At 58.0% G+C, this 20427-nt stretch carries 17 protein-coding genes and 1 riboswitch; of the genes, 12 read left to right on the forward strand and 5 right to left on the reverse strand.

What is annotated here, in order from left to right:
- Positions 1 to 43 precede the first annotated feature (43 nt).
- A riboswitch (TPP riboswitch) is annotated at positions 44 to 137 on the reverse strand.
- 70 nt (positions 138 to 207) lie between these two features.
- Complete coding sequence (sgrR, locus tag KOL70_RS15590) at positions 208 to 1869, reverse strand: HTH-type transcriptional regulator SgrR (RefSeq protein WP_058770626.1); 1662 nt, start codon at positions 1867 to 1869, stop codon at positions 208 to 210.
- Between the two features lie 253 nt (positions 1870 to 2122).
- On the opposite strand from sgrR, the gene KOL70_RS15595 reads away from it, so the two are divergent.
- The gene (locus KOL70_RS15595; protein ID WP_215480870.1) at positions 2123 to 3304 is read left to right on the forward strand and encodes an MFS transporter; all 1182 of its coding nucleotides are present in this window, start codon (positions 2123 to 2125) and stop codon (positions 3302 to 3304) included.
- 204 nt (positions 3305 to 3508) lie between these two features.
- On the opposite strand, the gene leuD is transcribed toward KOL70_RS15595, so the two are convergent.
- From leuD to leuA, 4 genes are read right to left on the reverse strand one after another with little or no spacing between them, the layout of a single operon-like run.
- On the reverse strand, positions 3509 to 4114 hold the full coding sequence (leuD, locus tag KOL70_RS15600) for a 3-isopropylmalate dehydratase small subunit (protein WP_021507574.1): 606 nt from the start codon (positions 4112 to 4114) through the stop codon (positions 3509 to 3511).
- Between the two features lie 3 nt (positions 4115 to 4117).
- Positions 4118 to 5524, reverse strand: coding sequence for a 3-isopropylmalate dehydratase large subunit (gene leuC, locus KOL70_RS15605; protein WP_127833668.1), 1407 nt, complete (start codon positions 5522 to 5524; stop codon positions 4118 to 4120).
- A gap of 4 nt (positions 5525 to 5528) precedes the next feature.
- The gene (gene leuB, locus KOL70_RS15610; RefSeq protein ID WP_058759633.1) at positions 5529 to 6620 is read right to left on the reverse strand and encodes a 3-isopropylmalate dehydrogenase; all 1092 of its coding nucleotides are present in this window, start codon (positions 6618 to 6620) and stop codon (positions 5529 to 5531) included.
- Between the two features lie 2 nt (positions 6621 to 6622).
- Positions 6623 to 8185 (reverse strand): 2-isopropylmalate synthase, encoded by a 1563-nt coding sequence (gene leuA / locus KOL70_RS15615; RefSeq protein WP_021507571.1) that lies wholly within the window; start codon positions 8183 to 8185, stop codon positions 6623 to 6625.
- A 309-nt stretch (positions 8186 to 8494) separates the two neighbouring features.
- Here leuA and KOL70_RS15625 point away from each other — a divergent pair, with 309 nt between their 5' ends.
- From KOL70_RS15625 to mraY, 11 genes are all read left to right on the forward strand, one after another.
- A complete protein-coding gene (locus KOL70_RS15625) occupies positions 8495 to 8674 on the forward strand; it encodes a hypothetical protein (RefSeq protein ID WP_125308878.1) in 180 nt (59 codons plus the stop codon).
- 419 nt (positions 8675 to 9093) lie between these two features.
- A complete protein-coding gene (gene ilvI, locus KOL70_RS15630; RefSeq protein WP_031279705.1) occupies positions 9094 to 10818 on the forward strand; it encodes an acetolactate synthase 3 large subunit in 1725 nt (574 codons plus the stop codon).
- 2 nt (positions 10819 to 10820) lie between these two features.
- Entirely contained in the window at positions 10821 to 11312 is a 492-nt protein-coding gene (gene ilvN / locus KOL70_RS15635; RefSeq protein ID WP_010615603.1) for an acetolactate synthase small subunit, read from the forward strand.
- Positions 11313 to 11509: 197 nt separating this feature from the next.
- On the forward strand, positions 11510 to 12520 hold the full coding sequence (gene cra / locus KOL70_RS15640) for a catabolite repressor/activator (protein ID WP_010615604.1): 1011 nt from the start codon (positions 11510 to 11512) through the stop codon (positions 12518 to 12520).
- 492 nt (positions 12521 to 13012) lie between these two features.
- On the forward strand, positions 13013 to 13471 hold the full coding sequence (gene mraZ / locus KOL70_RS15645; RefSeq protein ID WP_021507569.1) for a division/cell wall cluster transcriptional repressor MraZ: 459 nt from the start codon (positions 13013 to 13015) through the stop codon (positions 13469 to 13471).
- A 2-nt stretch (positions 13472 to 13473) separates the two neighbouring features.
- Positions 13474 to 14415, forward strand: coding sequence for a 16S rRNA (cytosine(1402)-N(4))-methyltransferase RsmH (gene rsmH / locus KOL70_RS15650; protein WP_021507568.1), 942 nt, complete (start codon positions 13474 to 13476; stop codon positions 14413 to 14415).
- The gene (gene ftsL, locus KOL70_RS15655) at positions 14412 to 14732 is read left to right on the forward strand and encodes a cell division protein FtsL (protein ID WP_021507567.1); all 321 of its coding nucleotides are present in this window, start codon (positions 14412 to 14414) and stop codon (positions 14730 to 14732) included. The genes rsmH and ftsL overlap by 4 nt, the downstream gene beginning before the upstream one ends.
- 16 nt (positions 14733 to 14748) lie before the next feature.
- On the forward strand, positions 14749 to 16518 hold the full coding sequence (locus KOL70_RS15660) for a peptidoglycan glycosyltransferase FtsI (RefSeq protein ID WP_215480871.1): 1770 nt from the start codon (positions 14749 to 14751) through the stop codon (positions 16516 to 16518).
- Positions 16505 to 17992 (forward strand): UDP-N-acetylmuramoyl-L-alanyl-D-glutamate--2,6-diaminopimelate ligase, encoded by a 1488-nt coding sequence (gene murE / locus KOL70_RS15665; RefSeq protein ID WP_058780438.1) that lies wholly within the window; start codon positions 16505 to 16507, stop codon positions 17990 to 17992. Before KOL70_RS15660 ends, murE begins: the two co-directional genes overlap by 14 nt.
- Positions 17989 to 19350: a UDP-N-acetylmuramoyl-tripeptide--D-alanyl-D-alanine ligase gene (gene murF / locus KOL70_RS15670; protein ID WP_215480872.1), complete on the forward strand. Its 1362-nt coding sequence runs from the start codon at positions 17989 to 17991 to the stop codon at positions 19348 to 19350. Before murE ends, murF begins: the two co-directional genes overlap by 4 nt.
- The gene (gene mraY, locus KOL70_RS15675) at positions 19344 to 20426 is read left to right on the forward strand and encodes a phospho-N-acetylmuramoyl-pentapeptide-transferase (RefSeq protein ID WP_021507563.1); all 1083 of its coding nucleotides are present in this window, start codon (positions 19344 to 19346) and stop codon (positions 20424 to 20426) included. Before murF ends, mraY begins: the two co-directional genes overlap by 7 nt.
- The last annotated feature ends 1 nt before the right edge of the window (position 20427 follow it).

A 20427-nucleotide genomic window follows, 5' to 3' on the forward strand; every position in this document is an offset into this window, starting at 1 on the left:
GCGTTCCTTAAGGAGAAGGTAAGGTTGCGTCGCAAAGGATCTGAGGGCGGAGCATCTCAAATCCCTACGCCGGTACGAGCCGGATCAGGTTCGACGGGTCTCTCTCAGCCAGTTAACCGGCACCCCGTTGAGAACGACATATTCTAGACATTTACAGGACAACGCGAAAGGTTCACCTGCCGGTCGTGTTGTCTCATGCTGCCCTTTTTACAGCTCCGGCGGGGCGAACCAGGCGGACTTGAAGTCAAACCAGCCGAGCGTGTTCAGCCGCACGCCACGCATGCTGCGCTGGCCCTCCAGCAGCAGCCAGTGATGAAACAGCGGATGCAGATAGTCGCTGTTTACCAGCTGTTTGCTCCACTCCGCCAGCGGCAGCGCTTTCTCACGCCAGCGCGCGGCGTCGGCCTGCCAGTCGAGCGGGATACAGTGATGCATCAGCGGTAGCTCGTAGAGCTGAGCGAACAGGGCGTAGTCGAGCGGCAGGGTAAAGTTGACGCTGCCCAGCCAGATGTCACTCTCGCCCGCGCCGTCGAACCAGCTTTCGTAGCTCACTTCGCGGGTAATCAGCTCGACGCCCTGCTGCGCCAGCAGCGGCCGTAGCGCATTGGCGATGCCCTCGTGTTCGACGTGGTGGCTGTACCAGCTGAGCGTCAGCTGGGTCACGCCGTCGGGCTTGTGGGCTGGGGTGATATCGCGCCGATGGTGCCAGCGCGGCAGCAGACCATAAGCCGGGAACCAGTAGCGCTGATAGCCGACGCCGGCATGATTGAGCAGCGCGATAGGGTTAAGCAGATCGCTCACCCAGCGGCGGAAACCGGCATCGCGCCCGCGTTCAGAGCGCTGATCGAACAGCAGAAAATAGCAGCCCTCTTCGAGACGACTCTCTTCCGATTTTTCGTCGTCGTTTTCGCCTTCCAGTTTTACACCGGCGTAGACCAGCTCATCGCTGATCTCCGGCAGCACCCAGATCGAGACATCATCAATCAGCGCGCGGTAGCCGAAGTAGTCATCAAACGCGGCGATTTTCAGCTGGGTTTGCTGATTGCGCACCACGCTGTACGGACCGGTGCCAATGGGCTGACGGGCGAAGTGGCGCAGTGTCGGCCATTCACGCGGCAGAATCATGGCGCTGACGCTGGCCAGCAGCCACGGCAGCCAGCAGTCCGGCTGGCTGAGATGGATATCCAGCGTCCACGGCGCCGGCGAGTGCAGTTGGTCGATATGCGAAAACAGCGGCTGGCTGCGCACCCGTTCCAGCGAGGCGATGACATCCTCCATCTCCAGCTCGCGACCATGATGAAAGCGGATTGCCGGCCGCAGGAAGAAGCGCCAGTGCAGCGGAGAGGTTTGCTGCCAGTGATGGGCAATGTCGGCGGCGATTTCCCCCTTTTCCTCATTTATACGCGTCAGGCCGCTGAATATCTGTCGCGCCAGATGGGTTTCTGAACGGCGCAGCGGCGAGCCGGGCAGCAGGTTAGGCAGGGGCCGGTAGTAGAGCACGCGCAATATATGCTTGCCCTGGCGAAAGCTGCGGCCAAGGTGCGCGGCAATCATCTGTCGCACCTGGTTTTTATCGCCCACCAGCTGCACCAGCTGGTCGATGCGATCCTGCTCCAGCAGGTCTTCTGCGCGCTGCTGCTGTAGCGCCAGTCCGGTGTAGCAGAAGCTCAGCAGCGAGCGTTTACCGCGACCGGCTTCAGCCTGCCAGATCAGCCAGCCCGCCGCCTGCATGGCGTTCAGCAGATTACGCATGTGGCGGCGTGAGCAGTGCAGCAGTTCGGCCAGCTCGCTCAGCGTGGTTTCCTGATCCTGGCCCTGACAGTGTTGCCACAGGCGAATGAATTGCTGTTGCAGACGCGCAGAGGACATAAAAGGGGAACTCCTTCTCGACTTCGCTCAGTTTTTCCTGCCCCATATTAGAGGCATACTGGCGGGCAATGGAAGAGCGGGAGGCATTCAGCAATGAATGGCGCTCTGCCAGCGGTTCCGCCGACGTGGAACCTTTTCTGAGTAGGGTGCAATTTCACCGCCAGCGGAGTTTTTCTCTGCTGGCTTTTTTCGTTTTGCTGTGGAATCTTCTACGCTGTTTTTTCCCGGTCTTTTTCCTCAAAGGGATTTCTGCATGAAATCGCTGTTACCGCGGCCGCGCCGCCTGAATCCGGTTTACCTCTCCTTTATGGCGGTGTCGTTTATGGTCGGCGTGGCGGGGGCGTTACAGGCGCCGACGCTCAGCCTGTTTTTGACGCGCGAGGTGCAGGTGCGGCCGTTCTGGGTCGGCCTGTTCTTTACCATCAACGCCGTCGCCGGGATCGTGATCAGCCTGCTGATGGCGAAGCGTTCAGATAACCGTGGCGATCGCCGTCACCTGATCCTGTTTTGCTGCCTGATGGCGGTGGCCAACGCGCTACTGTTTGCCTTTAACCGTCACTATCTGACGCTCATCACCCTCGGCGTGCTGCTGTCGGCGCTGGCCAGCGTGGCGATTCCGCAGATCTTCGCGCTGGCGCGTGAATATGCCGATCAGTCAGCGCGGGAAGTGGTGATGTTCAGTTCGGTGATGCGCGCGCAGCTGTCGCTGGCGTGGGTGATTGGGCCGCCGCTGTCGTTCGCGCTGGCGCTCAACTACGGCTTCGTTACGCTGTTCTGCGTGGCGGCGGTGATTTTTCTGCTGAGTATGCTGCTGATCTGGCGCACGCTGCCCTCGGTGCCGCGCATCGCCGCCACGCCGGAGCAGGTGCTGATGCAGCTCAGCCCGTGGAAAGACAGCCAGGTGCGGCTGCTGTTTATCGCCTCGGTGGTGATGTGGGCGTGTAATACCATGTATATCATTGATATGCCGCTGTATATCAGCACAACCCTTGGCCTGCCGGAGAAGCTGGCGGGTCTGCTGATGGGCACCGCCGCCGGGCTGGAGATCCCGATCATGCTGCTGGCCGGCCATTACGCGAAGCGCTACGGCAAGCGCAAGCTGATGTTGCTGGCGCTGGTAGCGGCGATTGTATTTTATCTCGGGCTGGTGCTGTTCCGTTCTCAAACCGCGCTGATGGTGCTGCAGCTGTTTAACGCCGCGTTTATCGGCATCATCGCCGGCATTGGTATGCTGTGGTTTCAGGATTTGATGCCGGGCCGTGCCGGTGCGGCGACCACCATGTTCACCACCTCGATTTCAACCGGGTTGATTATCGCCGGCCTGATTCAGGGGATACTGAGTGAGCGCTTTGGTCATGAGTCGGTTTACTGGCTGGCGCTGGTGATGGCGGTGGTGGCGCTGGTGCTGGCGGCGCGGGTACGGGATGCGCGGTGAGGGCGGTTTGGAGGTTGAAGGTCGCCATCAATGGCGACCCTGCAGGGCATTGCGCGTTTCGGGCATGTTTTGCACATTTTTGGTCGCCATAAATGGCGACCCTACAGGGCATTGTGCATTTAAGCATCTTTGGTCGCCATAAATGGCGACCAAATTACTGACGCGTTTGCTGTAGGGTGCGCCTTGCTGCGCACCGGGTAAACCTTAACGCAGAAACGCTGGCTGGCTGGATTCGTAGCTGGCGATGGACGCTTCATGCTGCAGCGTCAGGCCAATGCTGTCGAGGCCGTTGATCATGCAGTGACGGCGGAAGCTGTCGATTTCAAAGTGGTAAACCTTGTCGCCGGCGGTGACGGTCTGCGCTTCGAGATCGACGGTGAAGCGGATGCCCGGCTGCGCGGCCACCAGTTTGAACATCTCATCGACCTGCTCTTCGCTCAGCTTCACCGGCAGCAGCTGGTTGTTGAAGCTGTTACCGTAGAAGATGTCGGCGAAACTCGGCGCAATCACCACGTGAAAACCGAAGTCGGTCAGTGCCCACGGCGCGTGTTCACGCGAGGAGCCGCAGCCAAAGTTCTCACGCGCCAGCAGGATGCTGGTGCCTTTAAACTCCGGCTTATTCAGCACGAAGCTGGCGGTCGGCTGGGTGCCGGCATCATCATCAAAACGCCAGTCGTGGAACAGGTGCGCGCCAAAGCCGGTGCGCGTCACTTTCTGCAAAAACTGCTTCGGGATGATGGCATCGGTGTCGACGTTTGCGGCATCCAGCGGGGCCACAATCCCGGTGTGTTGGGTAAATTTGTTCGCCATGGCTTAAGCTCCCTGAGTCAATTCACGAATGTCGGCAAAACGACCGGTTACCGCCGCCGCAGCAGCCATCGCCGGGCTCACCAGATGGGTGCGACCGCCGCGACCCTGGCGACCTTCAAAGTTACGGTTACTGGTTGAGGCACAGCGCTCGCCCGGATTCAGACGGTCGTTGTTCATCGCCAGGCACATCGAACAGCCCGGCAGACGCCACTCAAAACCGGCTTCGAGGAAGATTTTGTCCAGGCCTTCGGCTTCAGCCTGCGCTTTCACCGGACCGGAACCTGGCACCACCATCGCAACCACGCCCGGCGCGACTTTGCGGCCTTTGGCGATCGCGGCAGCCGCGCGCAGATCTTCGATACGTGAGTTGGTGCAGGAACCGATAAACACTTTATCGATCGCTACCTCAGTCAGTTTGATGCCCGGCTGCAGATCCATATAGGCCAGCGCCTTCTCGGCGGAAGCACGTTCAACCGGATCGGCAAACGAGGCCGGATTCGGGATGGCCTGATCCACGGCCATCACCTGGCCCGGATTGGTGCCCCAGGTGACCTGCGGCGCGATATCGGCAGCATTCAGAGTCACAACGGCGTCAAACTTCGCGTCGCTGTCGGACTTCAGGGTGCGCCAGTAAGCCACCGCCTGTTCCCACTGCTCGCCCTTCGGCGCAAACTGCTTGTCTTTCAGATAGGCAAACGTGGTGTCATCCGGTGCCACCAGTCCCGCTTTGGCGCCCATCTCAATCGCCATGTTGCACAGCGTCATGCGGCCTTCCATGCTCAGCGCTTCAATCGCCGGGCCACAGAATTCAACCACGTGACCGGTGCCGCCGGCGCTGCCGGTTTTACCGATGATCGCCAGTACGATGTCTTTGGCGGTGATACCCGGCGCAGCTTCGCCCAGCACTTCAATCTTCATGGTTTTCGCCCGGCCCTGTTTCAGGGTCTGGGTGGCGAACACGTGCTCCACTTCGGAGGTGCCGATACCGAACGCCAGGGAACCGAAGGCGCCGTGCGTTGCGGTGTGCGAGTCGCCGCAAACGATGGTCATGCCCGGCAGCGTCATGCCCTGCTCAGGACCGATCACGTGCACAATGCCCTGGAACGGGTGGTTCAGGTCATACAGCTGAATGCCGAACTCAGCACAGTTCTTCATCAGCTCCTGCATCTGGATACGCGCCATTTCACCCGAGGCGTTGATGTCTTTGGTCTGGGTGGAAACGTTGTGATCCATGGTGGCAAAGGTCTTCGACGGCTGGCGCACTTTACGGCCGTGCGCACGCAGACCGTCAAACGCCTGCGGCGAGGTGACTTCGTGAATCAGGTGACGATCGATATACAGCAACGGCGTTTCGTCTGGCGCTTCGTGAACGACATGTGCATCAAATAACTTCTGGTATAAGCTTTTCATTTTGTTATTTTTCCTCGCTGATGTAACCGGCAATGATGCTGCCCATTTCATCGGTGCTCACGGCAGGGCCGTCACCGGCCAAATCACGGGTGCGATGGCCCGCTTCCAGCGCACGGCTTACCGCGCGCTCAATGCTATCCGCAGCGGCGTCAGCGTTCAGGCTGAAACGCAGCAGCATCGCCAGCGACAGAATCTGCGCAATCGGGTTAGCAATGTTCTGGCCAGCGATATCCGGTGCGGAACCGCCCGCCGGTTCGAACAGGCCGAATCCCTCTTCATTCAGGCTGGCCGAAGGCAGCATGCCCATCGAGCCGGTAATCATCGCGCACTCGTCCGACAGAATGTCACCAAACAGATTCGAGCAGAGTAAAACGTCAAACTGCGACGGATCCTTAATCAGCTGCATGGTGGCGTTGTCGATGTACATATGGCTCAGCTGCACATCCGGATAATCTTTTGCCACTTCGTTGACGATTTCACGCCACATCACCGAGGTCGCCAGCACGTTAGCTTTATCAACGGAAGTCACTTTATTACGGCGCTTGCGCGCAGCTTCAAAGGCGTTGCGGGCAATACGCTCGATTTCGAAACGGTGATAGACCTCGGTATCAAAAGCGCGTTCATGCGCGCCGCTGCCTTCGCGGCCTTTCGGCTGGCCGAAATAGATGCCACCGGTCAGCTCACGCACGCACAGGATGTCGAAACCGCGGGCAGCGATGTCGCTGCGCAGCGGGCAAAATGCTTCCAGACCTTTGTACAGCGCCGCCGGGCGCAGGTTGCTGAACAGTTTAAAGTGTTTACGCAGCGGCAGCAGCGCACCGCGCTCAGGCTGGCCGGCTGGCGGCAGGTGTTCCCATTTAGGACCGCCGACCGAGCCGAACAGAATGGCATCGGCCTGCTCAGCACCGGCCACGGTGGCGGCGGGTAAAGGTTCACCGTGACGATCGATGGCGATACCGCCGACATCATATTCGCTGGTGGTGATGCGCATATCGAAGCGCGCGCGAATCGCGTCGAGAACTTTCATGGCCTGCGCCATCACTTCCGGACCGATTCCGTCGCCTGGCATTACCGCAATATGATAAGACTGAGTCATAGTTACACCGTTTCCTTCTGATCTTTAAATTTACGCTGCAATTCTTTTTCGACCTGCTTTGCCCGCCAGATGTTGTTCAGGGCATTCACCATCGCTTTCGCCGAGGATTCGACGATATCGGTCGCCAGGCCCACGCCGTGGAATTTACGCCCGTTGTAGTTGACCACGATATCGACCTGACCCAGCGCGTTTTCGCCGTGGCCTTTCGCGGTCAGCTTGTAGTTCACCAGCTCAGCATCGAAGCCGGTGATACGGTTAATAGCCTGGTAGACGGCATCAACCGGACCGTTGCCGGTGGCGGCGTCGGCTTTGGCCTCTTCGCCGCAGCCCAGCTGCACTGACGCCGTTGCGGTGACGCTGGAGCCGGTCTGCACGTTGAATTCGTTCAGCTGGAAGTACTCCGGCTCTTCATTCTGCTTATTAATGAAGGCCAGCGCTTCCAGGTCGTAATCGAACACCTGGCCTTTCTTGTCCGCCAGCTTCAGGAAGGCGTCGTACAGCGTATCCAGGTTGTAATCGGACTCTTTATAACCCATCTCTTCCATACGGTGCTTCACGGCGGCACGGCCGGAGCGGGACGTCAGGTTCAGCTGAATTTTGTGCAGGCCAATCGATTCTGGCGTCAGGATTTCGTAGTTTTCGCGGTTCTTCAGCACGCCATCCTGATGAATGCCGGAGGAGTGGGCGAAGGCGTTGGAACCGACCACCGCTTTGTTGGCGGGGATCGGCATGTTGCAGATCTGGCTGACAATCTGGCTGGTGCGGTAGATTTCCTGATGATTGATATTGGTGTGCACGTTCATGATCTGCTGACGGGTTTTAATCGCCATGATCACCTCTTCCAGCGCACAGTTACCGGCGCGCTCGCCCAGGCCGTTCAGCGTGCCTTCGACCTGACGCGCACCGGCCAGTACCGCCGCAATAGCGTTACCGGTCGCCATGCCCAGATCGTCATGGGTGTGAACGGACAGAATCGCTTTGTCGATGTTGGGTACGCGCTGTACCAGCTGACCAATGATGTTGGCGTACTCGCCCGGCAGGGTATAGCCCACGGTGTCCGGAATATTAATGGTGGTCGCGCCGGCATTGATCGCGGCTTCTACCATGCGGCACAGATCGTCAATCGGCGTACGGCCACCGTCTTCGCAGGAGAACTCAACGTCATCAGTATAGTTGCGCGCCCGCTTAATCATGTGTACCGCGCGTTCAATCACTTCCGGCAGCGTGCTGCGCAGTTTAGTGGCGATGTGCATCGGCGAAGTGGCGATAAAGGTGTGAATACGGAAGGCATCGGCCACGCGCAGCGATTCGTAAGCCGCGTCGATATCTTTCTCGACACAGCGCGCCAGACCACACACGCGGCTGTTTTTGATGGTCCGGGCAATGGTCTGCACGGATTCGAAATCACCCGGCGAAGAGACCGGAAAACCGACTTCCATTACATCCACGCCCATCCGTTCCAGCGCCAGGGCGATCTGCAGTTTTTCTTTAACACTCAGGCTGGCCTGTAATGCCTGTTCGCCGTCGCGCAGAGTGGTATCGAAAATTATTACTTGCTGGCTCATGGTCATCTTCCTTTTGCATTGACTTCGCCGGTGCTACGAGCATAAAAAAACCCGCGCAGTGGCGCGGGTTTTTTAACTTTCAGCAGGTTCGAATCAGTTGTTGATTTCGCCCACGAGTCTACCGCGCAAACTGGATGCGTTAAGTCGTAGACCGAGTAGACGAAAAGAACGTGACATGAATCAAACCTCGTAAAATGAGTGCTGCACATATTGGTACTGGATTCGCCTGGCGATGTCAACCCTAAGTGAAAGGGTATTTCTCTGGCCGGAAAAGGGCGATGTGCTGGGATTATCGGCCATCACAGAGCATTGCCATTAATTAACGGTGGCTTAGCGCGTTATGCCACTTTAAAAAATCTTTTAAAAAAGGCGGGTAATTTTAAGTTGCTGAATTATATGTTTTTAGTAAGGCTTATTCGTCAGGTGGAAAAACAAGATAAAGCTTGTTGCTTAGCAGATTGTGATGTGGAAGAGGGATTTAAGAGTTAATCACGCCAGAAACGCGGTAGCGGAAAAAATTGTGGGCTAAACACGCTGGCAATATGAAAATCATATTTCTTACAACACGCTGTAAATAATCTGCAAACCAGCATTTTCCTCTGTCCTTATGCCATCGCATTAGTTTATTCCTCCCGGGCGATAATCACGCGTCAGTGCCTTTTTTGCCATTGACAGCGCCGTGCCGCCTTATGACGTTTGCAGGCCGGGTTTTCTGCGGTTATGGTAATCGACCTACTCTCAAAAGAATCCACGCAGGTAGATTCCCTGTACCTGGAAGACGGAATGCATAGCGTCTTCTGAGCATAAACATAAGGTTTTGATCTTAATTGGCAATAAAGGGACAGATGCGAGCGGCACGCAGGATAGCGTTTGCTGGCGCAGCTGGCTCTCAAGCCTGGAGGCAGAAAATGGAGATGTTGTCAGGAGCCGAAATGGTCGTCCGTTCGTTAATCGATCAGGGCGTTAAGCAGGTATTCGGTTATCCGGGCGGTGCAGTGCTCGATATTTATGATGCGCTGCAAACGGTCGGTGGTATTGACCACGTGCTGGTGCGCCACGAGCAGGGCGCCGTACATATGGCGGATGGCCTGGCGCGCGCGACCGGCGAAGTCGGCGTGGTGCTGGTCACCTCAGGTCCTGGCGCCACCAACGCTATCACTGGTATTGCGACCGCTTATATGGATTCCATTCCGCTGGTGATCCTCTCCGGTCAGGTGCCGTCCTCGCTGATTGGCTATGATGCCTTCCAGGAGTGCGACATGGTGGGGATTTCGCGTCCGGTGGTGAAGCACAGCTTCCTGGTGAAAAGCACCGAAGAGATCCCGACGGTGCTGAAAAAAGCCTTCTGGCTGGCGGCCAGCGGTCGTCCGGGGCCGGTGGTGATCGATCTGCCAAAAGATATTCTGAATCCGGCTAACAAGCTGCCATACGTGTGGCCGGAAACCGTCAGCATGCGCTCTTACAATCCGACGCTGCAGGGCCACAAAGGCCAGATCAAGCGCGCGCTGCAGACGCTGCTGGCGGCGCACAAGCCGGTAATTTACGTCGGCGGCGGGGCCATTACTTCTGGCTGCGAGGCGGAACTGCTGCAGCTGGCAGAACAGCTGAATATTCCGGTCACCACCTCGCTGATGGGGCTGGGCGCGTTCCCGGGCACGCATCGCCAGTGTGTGGGCATGCTCGGTATGCATGGCACCTATGAAGCCAACATGACCATGCACAATGCCGATCTGATCTTTGGTATCGGCGTACGCTTTGACGACCGCACCACCAATAATCTGGCGAAGTATTGCCCGAATGCCACCGTGATGCACATTGACGTCGACCCGACTTCGATTTCCAAGACCGTCAGCGCCGATATTCCGATTGTCGGCGATGCCAGACAGACGCTGACGCAGATGCTGGAGCTGCTGGCGCAGAGTGAGGCGAAGCAGGAGCTCGACAGCCTGCGTGACTGGTGGCAGAGCATTGAAGGCTGGCGCAGCCGCAAGTGCCTGGAATTTGACCGTACCAGCGACAAAATCAAACCGCAGGCGGTGATCGAAACCATTTGTCGTCTGACGCACGGTGAGGCGTATGTGACCTCGGACGTCGGCCAGCACCAGATGTTCGCCGCGCTTTACTATCAGTTCGATAAACCGCGTCGCTGGATCAACTCCGGCGGCCTCGGCACCATGGGCTTTGGCCTGCCGGCGGCACTCGGCGTGAAGATGGCGCTGCCGCAGGAGACCGTAATTTGCGTGACCGGCGACGGCAGTATCCAGATGAACATTCAGGAGCTGTCGACCGCGCTGCAGTACGACCTGCCGGTGCTGGTGCTGAACCTGAACAACCGCTTCCTCGGCATGGTGAAACAGTGGCAGGACATGATTTACTCCGGCCGCCATTCACAATCCTATATGGAATCGCTGCCGGACTTCGTGCGCCTGGCGGAAGCCTATGGCCACGTGGGCATCGCGATTCAGCATCCGGCTGAGCTGGAAGAGAAGCTGCAGCTGGCGCTCGATACGCTGGCGAAAGGGCGTCTGGTGTTTGTGGATGTCACGGTGGACGGCAGCGAGCACGTCTACCCGATGCAGATTCGCGGTGGCGCGATGGATGAGATGTGGTTGAGCAAAACGGAGAGGACTTAATTATGCGTCGTATTTTATCAGTTCTGCTGGAGAACGAATCCGGCGCATTGTCGCGCGTGGTGGGGCTGTTTTCCCAGCGCGGCTATAACATTGAGAGCCTGACCGTCGCGCCGACCGATGATCCTACCCTGTCGCGTATGACCATTCAGACCGTGGGCGACCAGAAAGTGCTGGAGCAGATCGAAAAGCAGCTGCATAAGCTGGTGGACGTGTTGCGCGTCAGCGAACTGGGGCAGGGCGCTTACGTCGAGCGTGAAATCATGCTGGTGAAGATTCAGGCCAGCGGGTACGGTCGCGAAGAGGTAAAACGCAGTGCGGAAATTTTCCGTGGGCAGATCATCGATGTGACGCCGACGCTGTACACGGTTCAGCTGGCCGGCACCAGCGATAAACTCGACGCGTTCCTCAACACCGTGCGCGAAGTGGCGGAAATCGTTGAAGTGGCGCGTTCCGGCATCGTCGGGGTATCACGCGGCGATCGCGTAATGCGTTAATACCGCAAAGTTATCATCGGTTTTCAAGCTAACCCGGCGGAATGCCGGGTTTTTTTATTTTATGCGCTTCGGCCGCTTGTGCATGAAAAGCGGTTGCTCAGCGTACTGTTCTGCGGTTAGATGTTACAAATGTTTTACCCTTAGCTACTCTGCGGACATTTTCGCCAGCCCTGGCTTATCAGAATTAAGGTGTCATCGTGAAACTGGATGAAATTGCGCGCCTGGCGGGCGTGTCGCGCACCACGGCGAGCTATGTCATCAATGGCAAAGCGCGGCAGTATCGTGTCAGCGACAAAACCGTTGAGAAAGTCATGGCGGTGGTGCGTGAGTACAACTATCACCCCAACGCGGTGGCTGCGGGCCTGCGCGCCGGACGCACCCGTTCGATTGGTCTGGTGATCCCCGATTTGGAAAACACCAGTTATACCCGCATCGCCAACTATCTCGAACGCCAGGCGCGTCAGCGCGGCTATCAGCTGCTGATTGCCTGTTCCGAAGATCAGCCGGATAACGAAATGCGCTGCATTGAGCACCTGCTGCAGCGTCAGGTGGATGCGATCATCGTCTCCACGTCGCTGCCGCCGGAACATCCGTTCTATCAGCGCTGGGTCAACGATCCGCTGCCGATTATCGCGCTGGACCGCGCGCTGGATCGTGAACACTTCACCAGCGTGGTTGGTGCCGATCAGGATGACGCGCAGGCGCTGGCGGCTGAATTGCGTCAGCTGCCGGTGAAAAACGTGTTGTTTCTCGGCGCGCTGCCGGAGCTGTCGGTCAGCTTCCTGCGTGAAATGGGTTTCCGCGAGGCGTGGCAGGGCGATGAACGCCCGATCGATTTCATCTACTGCAATAGCTTTGACCGCGCCGCAGCGGCGACACTGTTTGAAAAATACCTCGAAGACCACGCGATGCCCGAAGCGCTGTTTACCACCTCGTTTGGCCTGCTGCAGGGGGTGATGGACGTGACGCTGAAGCGTGACGGCCGCTTGCCGACAGACCTGGCTATTGCGACTTTCGGCGACCACGAATTATTAGACTTTCTGGAGTGCCCGGTGCTGGCGGTAGGGCAGCGCCATCGCGATGTTGCTGAGCGTGTGCTCGAGCTGGTGCTGGCTTCGCTGGATGAGCCACGCAAACCGAAGCCGGGTTTAACCCGTATCCGCCGTAATTTATTCCGCCGCGGACAATTAAGTCGTCGCGCTAAATGAAGCGTCGGGCGAGATGTCGCCCGCGCTAATTTCTCTCATCCATATTTAACCAGACGCACACGGGCGTAAAAAAGCGTAAATTATCATCGCCCCGGCTGACGAATTATCGGCGCTGGATTTTCTTATTTGTTTACATCTTCAGCAATCGCGCATAGCAGAGCTGACGCGATGGTGCTGGGCTTCCTTTCAGAAATCCCCTAAAATGCCGCCGCCGTCGCAGATTGGGGCAGAATAATCGCAGCGGTAAAATTGCGCTAATTTTCACCGATAAATCTGACGCAAATTTTTTTTATACTGTTATTCATCAGGTTAATTTTAAATTGACCATTCATTCTCCTCTTATTCTTCTCTCCGGTTAATTTCATTCGGTGTAAAGAGTGATATTCACTTGCCGTTGCGGCTTGACAAGGATTTCATCGGCTCCGTAAACTCGTTTCGTGGTAAAAAGTGGGATAAAGTGGTGAAAACGGGTAACTGAGGGGTAGGGCTGGCATGTTCCGTGGAGCAACGTTAGTCAATCTCGACAGCAAAGGGCGCCTGGCGGTGCCGACGCGTTATCGCGAATTGCTGCTCGCAGAGTCTCAGGGTCAAATGGTTTGCACCATTGACCTCCATCAGCCCTGCCTGCTGCTTTATACCCTGCCCGAATGGGAAATTATTGAGAAAAAACTGGCCCGGTTATCCAGTATGAATCCGAACGAGCGTCGCGTGCAGCGTCTGCTGTTAGGACATGCCAGCGAGTGCCAGATGGATAACGCAGGCCGTTTACTGCTGGCGAATACGTTGCGCCAGCATGCGAGCCTGACCAAAGAAGTGATGCTGGTTGGACAGTTCAATAAGTTTGAGCTGTGGGATGAACAGACCTGGTATCAACAAGTTAAGGACGATATTGACGCAGAACAGTCAGCTCAGGAGCCTTTATCTGAGCGGTTGCAGGACTTGTCGCTATAGCTATGCAGGAAAATTTTAAACACACCACGGTGCTGCTGGATGAGGCGGTTAACGGCCTTAATATCAGGGAAGACGGCATTTATATTGACGGCACCTTTGGTCGCGGCGGTCACTCACGCCTGATCCTGTCGCAGCTTGGCGCGCACGGACAGTTACTGGCGATCGACCGCGATCCGCAAGCCATAGCCGCAGCCGCTGAGATAAAAGATCCACGTTTTTCGATTGTGCACGGGCCGTTTTCAGCGCTGGCTGAGTATGTCGAAGAGCGCGGGCTGACCGGCAAAATCGACGGCGTACTGCTGGATTTGGGCGTCTCTTCGCCTCAGCTGGATGACGCCGAGCGCGGTTTCTCCTTTATGCGCGACGGGCCGCTGGATATGCGTATGGATCCGACGCGCGGTCAGTCGGCAGCCGAGTGGTTGCAGAGCGCGGAAGAGGCAGATATTGCATTTGTGCTGAAAACCTACGGCGAAGAGCGCTTTGCGAAACGCATCGCCCGCGCCATTGTCGAGCGCAACCGGGAACAGCCGATGACGCGCACCAAAGAGCTGGCCGATCTGATTGCGGCGGCAACGCCGGTAAAAGACAAGTTTAAGCATCCGGCGACGCGCAGCTTCCAGGCGATACGCATCTGGATCAACAGTGAGCTGGAAGAGATCGATATCGCGCTCAAAGGGGCATTGACGGTGCTGGCACCGGGCGGGCGTTTATCCATCATCAGCTTCCACTCGCTGGAGGATCGGCTGGTGAAGCGCTTCATGCGTGACCAGAGCCGCGGACCGCAGGTGCCGGCCGGGATTCCGATGACCGAGAGCCAGCTGAAAGCGCTGGGCGGACGTGAACTGAAAACCCTCGGCAAGCTGATTCCTGGCGAAGCCGAAGTCAAAGACAACCCGCGCGCGCGCAGTTCGGTCCTGCGTATCGCTGAGAGAACCGCATCGTGATTGGCAATGAGCGTCACAGTCTGCCCGGCGTCATTGGTGGCGATCTGCTGCGTTTTGGCAAGATCCCGCTGCTGCTGCTGATCGCCGTGCTGGTTTCTTCGGTGCTGGTGGTGACCACCACGCATAAGACCCGTCTGCTGACGGCGCAGCGTGAGCAGCTGGTGCTGGAGCGTGATGCGCTGGATATCGAATGGCGCAACCTGATCCTCGAAGAGAATGCGCTGGGCGATCACAGCCGGGTAGAACGGATAGCAACCGATAAGCTGCAATTGCAGCATGTTGATCCTTCACAGGAAAATATTGTGGTGCAGAAATAAGGAATCGCAGACCTCAATGAGCGGCGCAGGCAAAACGCTGAAGTTAAGAAAACAGGAAGATAAGGCCAGCTTTGTAAGCTGGCGTTTTGCGTTGCTGTGCGGCTGTATTCTTCTGGCGCTGGGCGGATTGCTGTCGCGCGTGGCGTGGCTGCAGGTGATCAGCCCGGATAAGCTGGTGAAGGAAGGCGATTTACGTTCGCTGCGCGTGCAGGAAGTGCCTACCGCGCGCGGCATGATCAGCGATCGCGCCGGACGCCCGCTGGCGGTAAGCGTGCCGGTTAACGCCATCTGGGCCGATCCCAAAGAGCTGACCGAGCACGGCGGCGTCACCGTTGATAGCCGCTGGAAAGCGCTGTCGGATGCGCTGTCGATCCCGCTGGATCAGCTGGCGGCGCGCGTCAACGCCAATCCAAAAGGGCGCTTTATTTACCTCGCCCGTCAGGTTAACCCGGCGATTGGCGAATACGTGAAAAAGCTCAAGCTGCCCGGTATTTACCTGCGTCAGGAGTCGCGCCGCTACTATCCGGCCGGCCAGGTCACTGCCCACCTGATTGGCTTCACCAACATTGACGGCCAGGGCATTGAAGGCATCGAGAAGAGCTTCGATAAATGGCTGACCGGTGAGCCGGGCGAACGTACCGTGCGCAAAGACCGTTACGGGCGGGTGATTGAGGATATCTCCTCGGTTGACAGTCGCGCCGCGCACAACCTGACGCTGAGCATCGACGAGCGCCTGCAGGCGCTGGTGTATCGCGAACTGAACAATGCCGTTGCCTTCAACAAAGCCGAATCGGGCACTGCGGTGCTGGTGGACGTGAACACCGGCGAAGTGCTGGCGATGGCCAACAGCCCGGCTTACAACCCCAATAATCTCAGCAACACGCCGAAAGACGTCATGCGTAACCGCGCTATCACCGACATCTTCGAGCCAGGTTCCACCGTGAAGCCAATGGTGGTGATGACCGCACTGCAGCGCGGCGTGGTGAAAGAGAACAGCGTTCTGAACACCGTGCCGTATCGCGTCAATGGTCATGAGATCAAAGACGTGGCGCGCTATAACGAATTGACCCTTACCGGGGTTCTGCAGAAGTCGAGTAACGTCGGGGTTTCGCGCCTCGCGTTAGCGATGCCCTCCTCAGCGCTGGTAGAAACTTACTCGCGCTTTGGCCTGGGTAAACCGACCAATTTGGGGCTGGTCGGGGAAAGTAGTGGCTTATACCCTCAAAAACAACGGTGGTCTGACATAGAGAGGGCCACCTTCTCTTTCGGCTATGGGCTAATGGTAACGCCGTTACAGTTAGCGCGAGTCTACGCAACCATTGGCAGCTACGGCATCAACCGCCCGCTGTCGATTACCAAAGTTGACCCGCCGGTGGCGGGCGAGCGCGTTTTCCCGGAAGACCTGGTGAAAACCGTGATGCACATGATGGAAAGCGTGGCGCTGCCGGGTGGCGGTGGTGTTAAAGCCGCCATCAAGGGCTATCGCATCGCGATCAAAACCGGTACCGCGAAAAAAGTCGGGCCGGACGGACGCTACGTCAATAAATACATTGCTTACACCGCGGGCGTTGCGCCTGCCAGTCGCCCGCGTTTTGCGCTGGTGGTGGTGATCAACGATCCCCAGGCCGGTAAATATTATGGTGGTGCGGTTTCTGCACCGGTGTTTGGCGCCATCATGGGCGGTGTCCTGCGCACCATGAACATTGAACCGGATGCGCTGCCAACGGTGGATAAAAACGAGTTGGTGAAGAATAAGAGAAGTGAGGAATCAAGTGACAGATCGTAACCTGCGCGACTTGCTGGCCCCGTGGGTGCCTGGCGCGCCGGCGCGTCCACTCCGTGACATGACACTGGACAGCCGCGCTGCGGCTGCTGGCGATCTGTTTATCGCCGTGGCGGGCCATCATGCTGATGGACGTCGATTTATTCCACAGGCCATCGCCCAGGGTGTGGCGGCGGTCATTGCCGAGGCTGAAGGTGAAGCCAGCGATGGTGATATCCGTGAGATGCACGGCGTCCCGGTTATCTATCTGGCCCAGCTGCCGCAGCGCCTTTCCGCGCTGGCCGGGCGTTTCTACCAGCAGCCGGCTGAAAAATTAAAGCTGATTGGTGTGACCGGCACTAACGGCAAAACCACCACCACGCAGCTGATTGCGCAGTGGGCCAACCTGCTGGGCGAAACCGGCGCGGTGATGGGCACGGTGGGCAATGGTCTGTACGGTCAGCTGGTGCCGAGTGAAAACACCACCGGTTCAGCGGTGGATGTACAGCATATTCTGCACGACCTGGTCGGGCAGGGGGCTACCGTGGCGGCGATGGAAGTCTCTTCGCACGGTCTGGTGCAGCATCGCGTGGCCGCGCTGCCGTTTGCCGCCGCGGTATTTACCAATCTGAGCCGCGATCACCTTGATTATCACGGTGACATGCAGGGCTACGAATCAGCCAAGTGGCTGCTGTTCTCTGAGCATCAGGTGGGCGAGGCCATCATCAACGCTGATGATGAAGTGGGCCGCCGCTGGCTGGAAAAATTACCGGATGCCGTGGCCGTTACGCTGGGCAACAATCTGCAGCCCGGCTGTCGTGGCCGCTGGCTGCAGGCGACAGCGATCGATTATCACGACGGCGGCGCACACGTGCAGTTCAGTTCAAGCTGGGGCAACGGCGAGTTTGACAGCCGCCTGATGGGCGCCTTTAACGTCAGCAATCTGCTGCTGGCGCTGGCGACACTGCTGACGCTGGATTATCCGCTCGACACGCTGGTGGCCAGTGCCAGCCAGCTGCAGCCGGTGTGCGGTCGTATGGAAGTGTTCACCGCCGCGCACAAGCCGACGGTAGTGGTGGATTACGCACATACGCCAGACGCGCTGGAGAAAGCGCTGGAAGCGGCCCGGCTGCACTGCAAGGGCCAGCTGTGGTGCGTATTTGGCTGCGGTGGCGACCGTGACAAAGGCAAACGCCCGCTGATGGGCGCGATTGCCGAACAGTTTGCCGATATCGTGGTGATCACCGATGACAATCCGCGGAGCGAAGAGCCGACGGCGATTGTTAACGACATTCTCACCGGCCTGCTCGATCCGGGCCGGGCCCGCGTCATAGCAGGACGAGCGCAGGCGGTCACTCATGCGGTAATGCAGGCCAGCGCCGACGACATCGTGCTGGTGGCCGGTAAAGGCCATGAAGATTATCAAATCATCGGCAACCGCCGCCTTGACTACTCTGACCGCGACACCGTCGCCCGTTTGCTGGGGGTAATGGCATGATTCCGGTTACGCTGAAAACCCTGGCAGAGATTAGCGGTGGGCAGCTGCACGGCAGCGATCTCACTATTGCGGATGTCACTACGGATACCCGTAAAGTCACCCCAGGCAGCCTGTTTGTCGCGCTGGTGGGCGAACGTTTTGATGCGCACGATTTTGCCGCCGACGCTATCGCCAGTGGCGCACAGGCGCTGCTGGTGAACCGTCGTTTAGCGGTTGACGTGCCGCAGGTGGTGGTCGCTGACACGCGTATCGCTTTTGGTCAGCTCGGCGCCTGGGTGCGTCAGCAGGCGAAAGCGCGCGTGGTAGGGCTGACCGGCTCCTCCGGTAAGACCTCCGTGAAAGAGATGACCGCGGCGATTCTGCGCCAGTGCGGTGAAACGCTGTATACCGCCGGCAATCTCAACAACGATTACGGCGTGCCGATGACGCTGCTGCGTCTTACCCCGCAACACGCGTATGCCGTGATTGAAATGGGCGCGAACCATCAGGGTGAAATCGCCTACACCACCAATCTGGTGCGTCCGGAAACCGCGCTGGTCAACAATCTGGCGGCGGCGCATCTGGAAGGCTTCGGTTCACTGGCGGGCGTGGCAAAAGCCAAAGGCGAAATCTTTGGCGGCTTACCGGTGCACGGCACCGCAATCATCAACGCTGACAGCAACGATCTGCCCAACTGGCAGCCGCAGTTTGCTGACAAAACCCTGTGGCGCTTTTCGCCGCAGCCGATGGCAGACGCGGAGTTCCGCGCCAGCGATATCGTACTGCGCGCTGACGCCACGCTGTTTACCCTGCACACGCCGCGCGGCGACATCGCCGTCGAGCTGCCGCTGCCGGGTCGGCACAATATCGCTAATGCGCTGGCTGCTGCCGCGCTGGCGCTGTCGGTTGACGCGCCGTTAACCGCTATCCAGTCTGGCCTTAAAACCCTACAGCCCGTTCCTGGGCGCCTGTTCCCGATTCGCCTCGCCGGAAATCAGCTGCTGCTGGATGACAGCTACAACGCTAACGTTGGCTCAATGACCGCCGCTGCGCAGGTGCTGGGCGATATGCCGGGCTTCCGCGTCATGGTGGTCGGCGACATGGGCGAACTGGGCGACGAAGCCGAAGCCTGTCATCGTCAGGTGGGCGAAGCGGCGAAAGCCGCCGGTATTGATTGTGTGCTGAGCACCGGTAGGTTCAGCCATTTGATTAGTGAAAGCAGCGGCCGGGGCGAACATTTCGCCAGTAAAGCTGAACTGATTGAACGTTTACGCACGCTGCTGTCCCAACATGCGGACATCACTATTTTGGTTAAAGGTTCACGTAGTGCCGCCATGGAGCAGGTAGTACAGAGCTTACAGGAGAAAGGAACATGCTAGTCTGGCTGGCCGAACATCTGGTCGCATTTTATTCCGGCTTTAACGTCTTTTCCTATCTGACGTTTCGCGCCATTGTCAGCCTGCTGACCGCTCTGTTCATCTCTTTATGGATGGGCCCGCGCCTGATCGCCTGGCTGCAGAAACTGCAGATTGGCCAGGTGGTACGTAACGATGGTCCGGAGTCGCACTTCAGCAAGCGCGGCACGCCGACCATGGGCGGCATAATGATTCTGACCTCCATCACAGTTTCGGTGCTGATGTGGGCTTATCCGTCCAATCCTTACGTCTGGTGCGTGCTGGTGGTGCTGGTCGGTTTTGGCGTGATTGGCTTCGTTGATGACTACCGCAAAGTGGTGCGTAAAGACACTAAAGGGCTGATCGCGCGCTGGAAATATTTCTGGATGTCGGTGATTTCGCTCGGCGTGGCGTTCGCGCTGTTCATTGCCGGTAAAGATACGCCTGCCACACAGTTGGTGGTGCCGTTCTTCAAAGATGTTATGCCGCAGCTCGGCCTGTTCTACGTGGTGCTGGCCTACTTTGTAATTGTCGGAACCGGTAATGCGGTCAACCTGACAGACGGTCTGGATGGCCTAGCCATCATGCCAACGGTGTTTGTCGCGGCGGGATTTGCGCTGGTGGCCTGGGCGACCGGTAACGTGAAATTTGCCGAGTACCTGCACATTCCGTATCTGCGTCACGCCGGTGAGCTGGTGATTGTCTGTACCGCGATTGTCGGGGCCGGTCTCGGCTTCCTATGGTTCAACACCTATCCGGCGCAGGTCTTTATGGGCGACGTGGGTTCGCTGGCGCTGGGTGGCGCACTGGGCACGCTGGCAGTGCTGCTGCGTCAGGAATTTTTGCTGGTGATCATGGGTGGCGTATTTGTGGTCGAGACGCTGTCGGTGATTCTGCAGGTGGGGTCGTTCAAGCTGCGCGGTCAGCGTATTTTCCGCATGGCACCGATTCACCACCACTATGAACTGAAAGGCTGGCCGGAGCCGCGCGTGATCGTGCGCTTCTGGATTATTTCGCTGATGCTGGTGCTGATTGGCCTGGCAACGCTCAAGGTACGTTAAT

The sequence above is a fragment of the Pantoea sp. B270 genome, from assembly GCF_018726825.1.
Taxonomy (GTDB): domain Bacteria; phylum Pseudomonadota; class Gammaproteobacteria; order Enterobacterales; family Enterobacteriaceae; genus Pantoea; species Pantoea dispersa.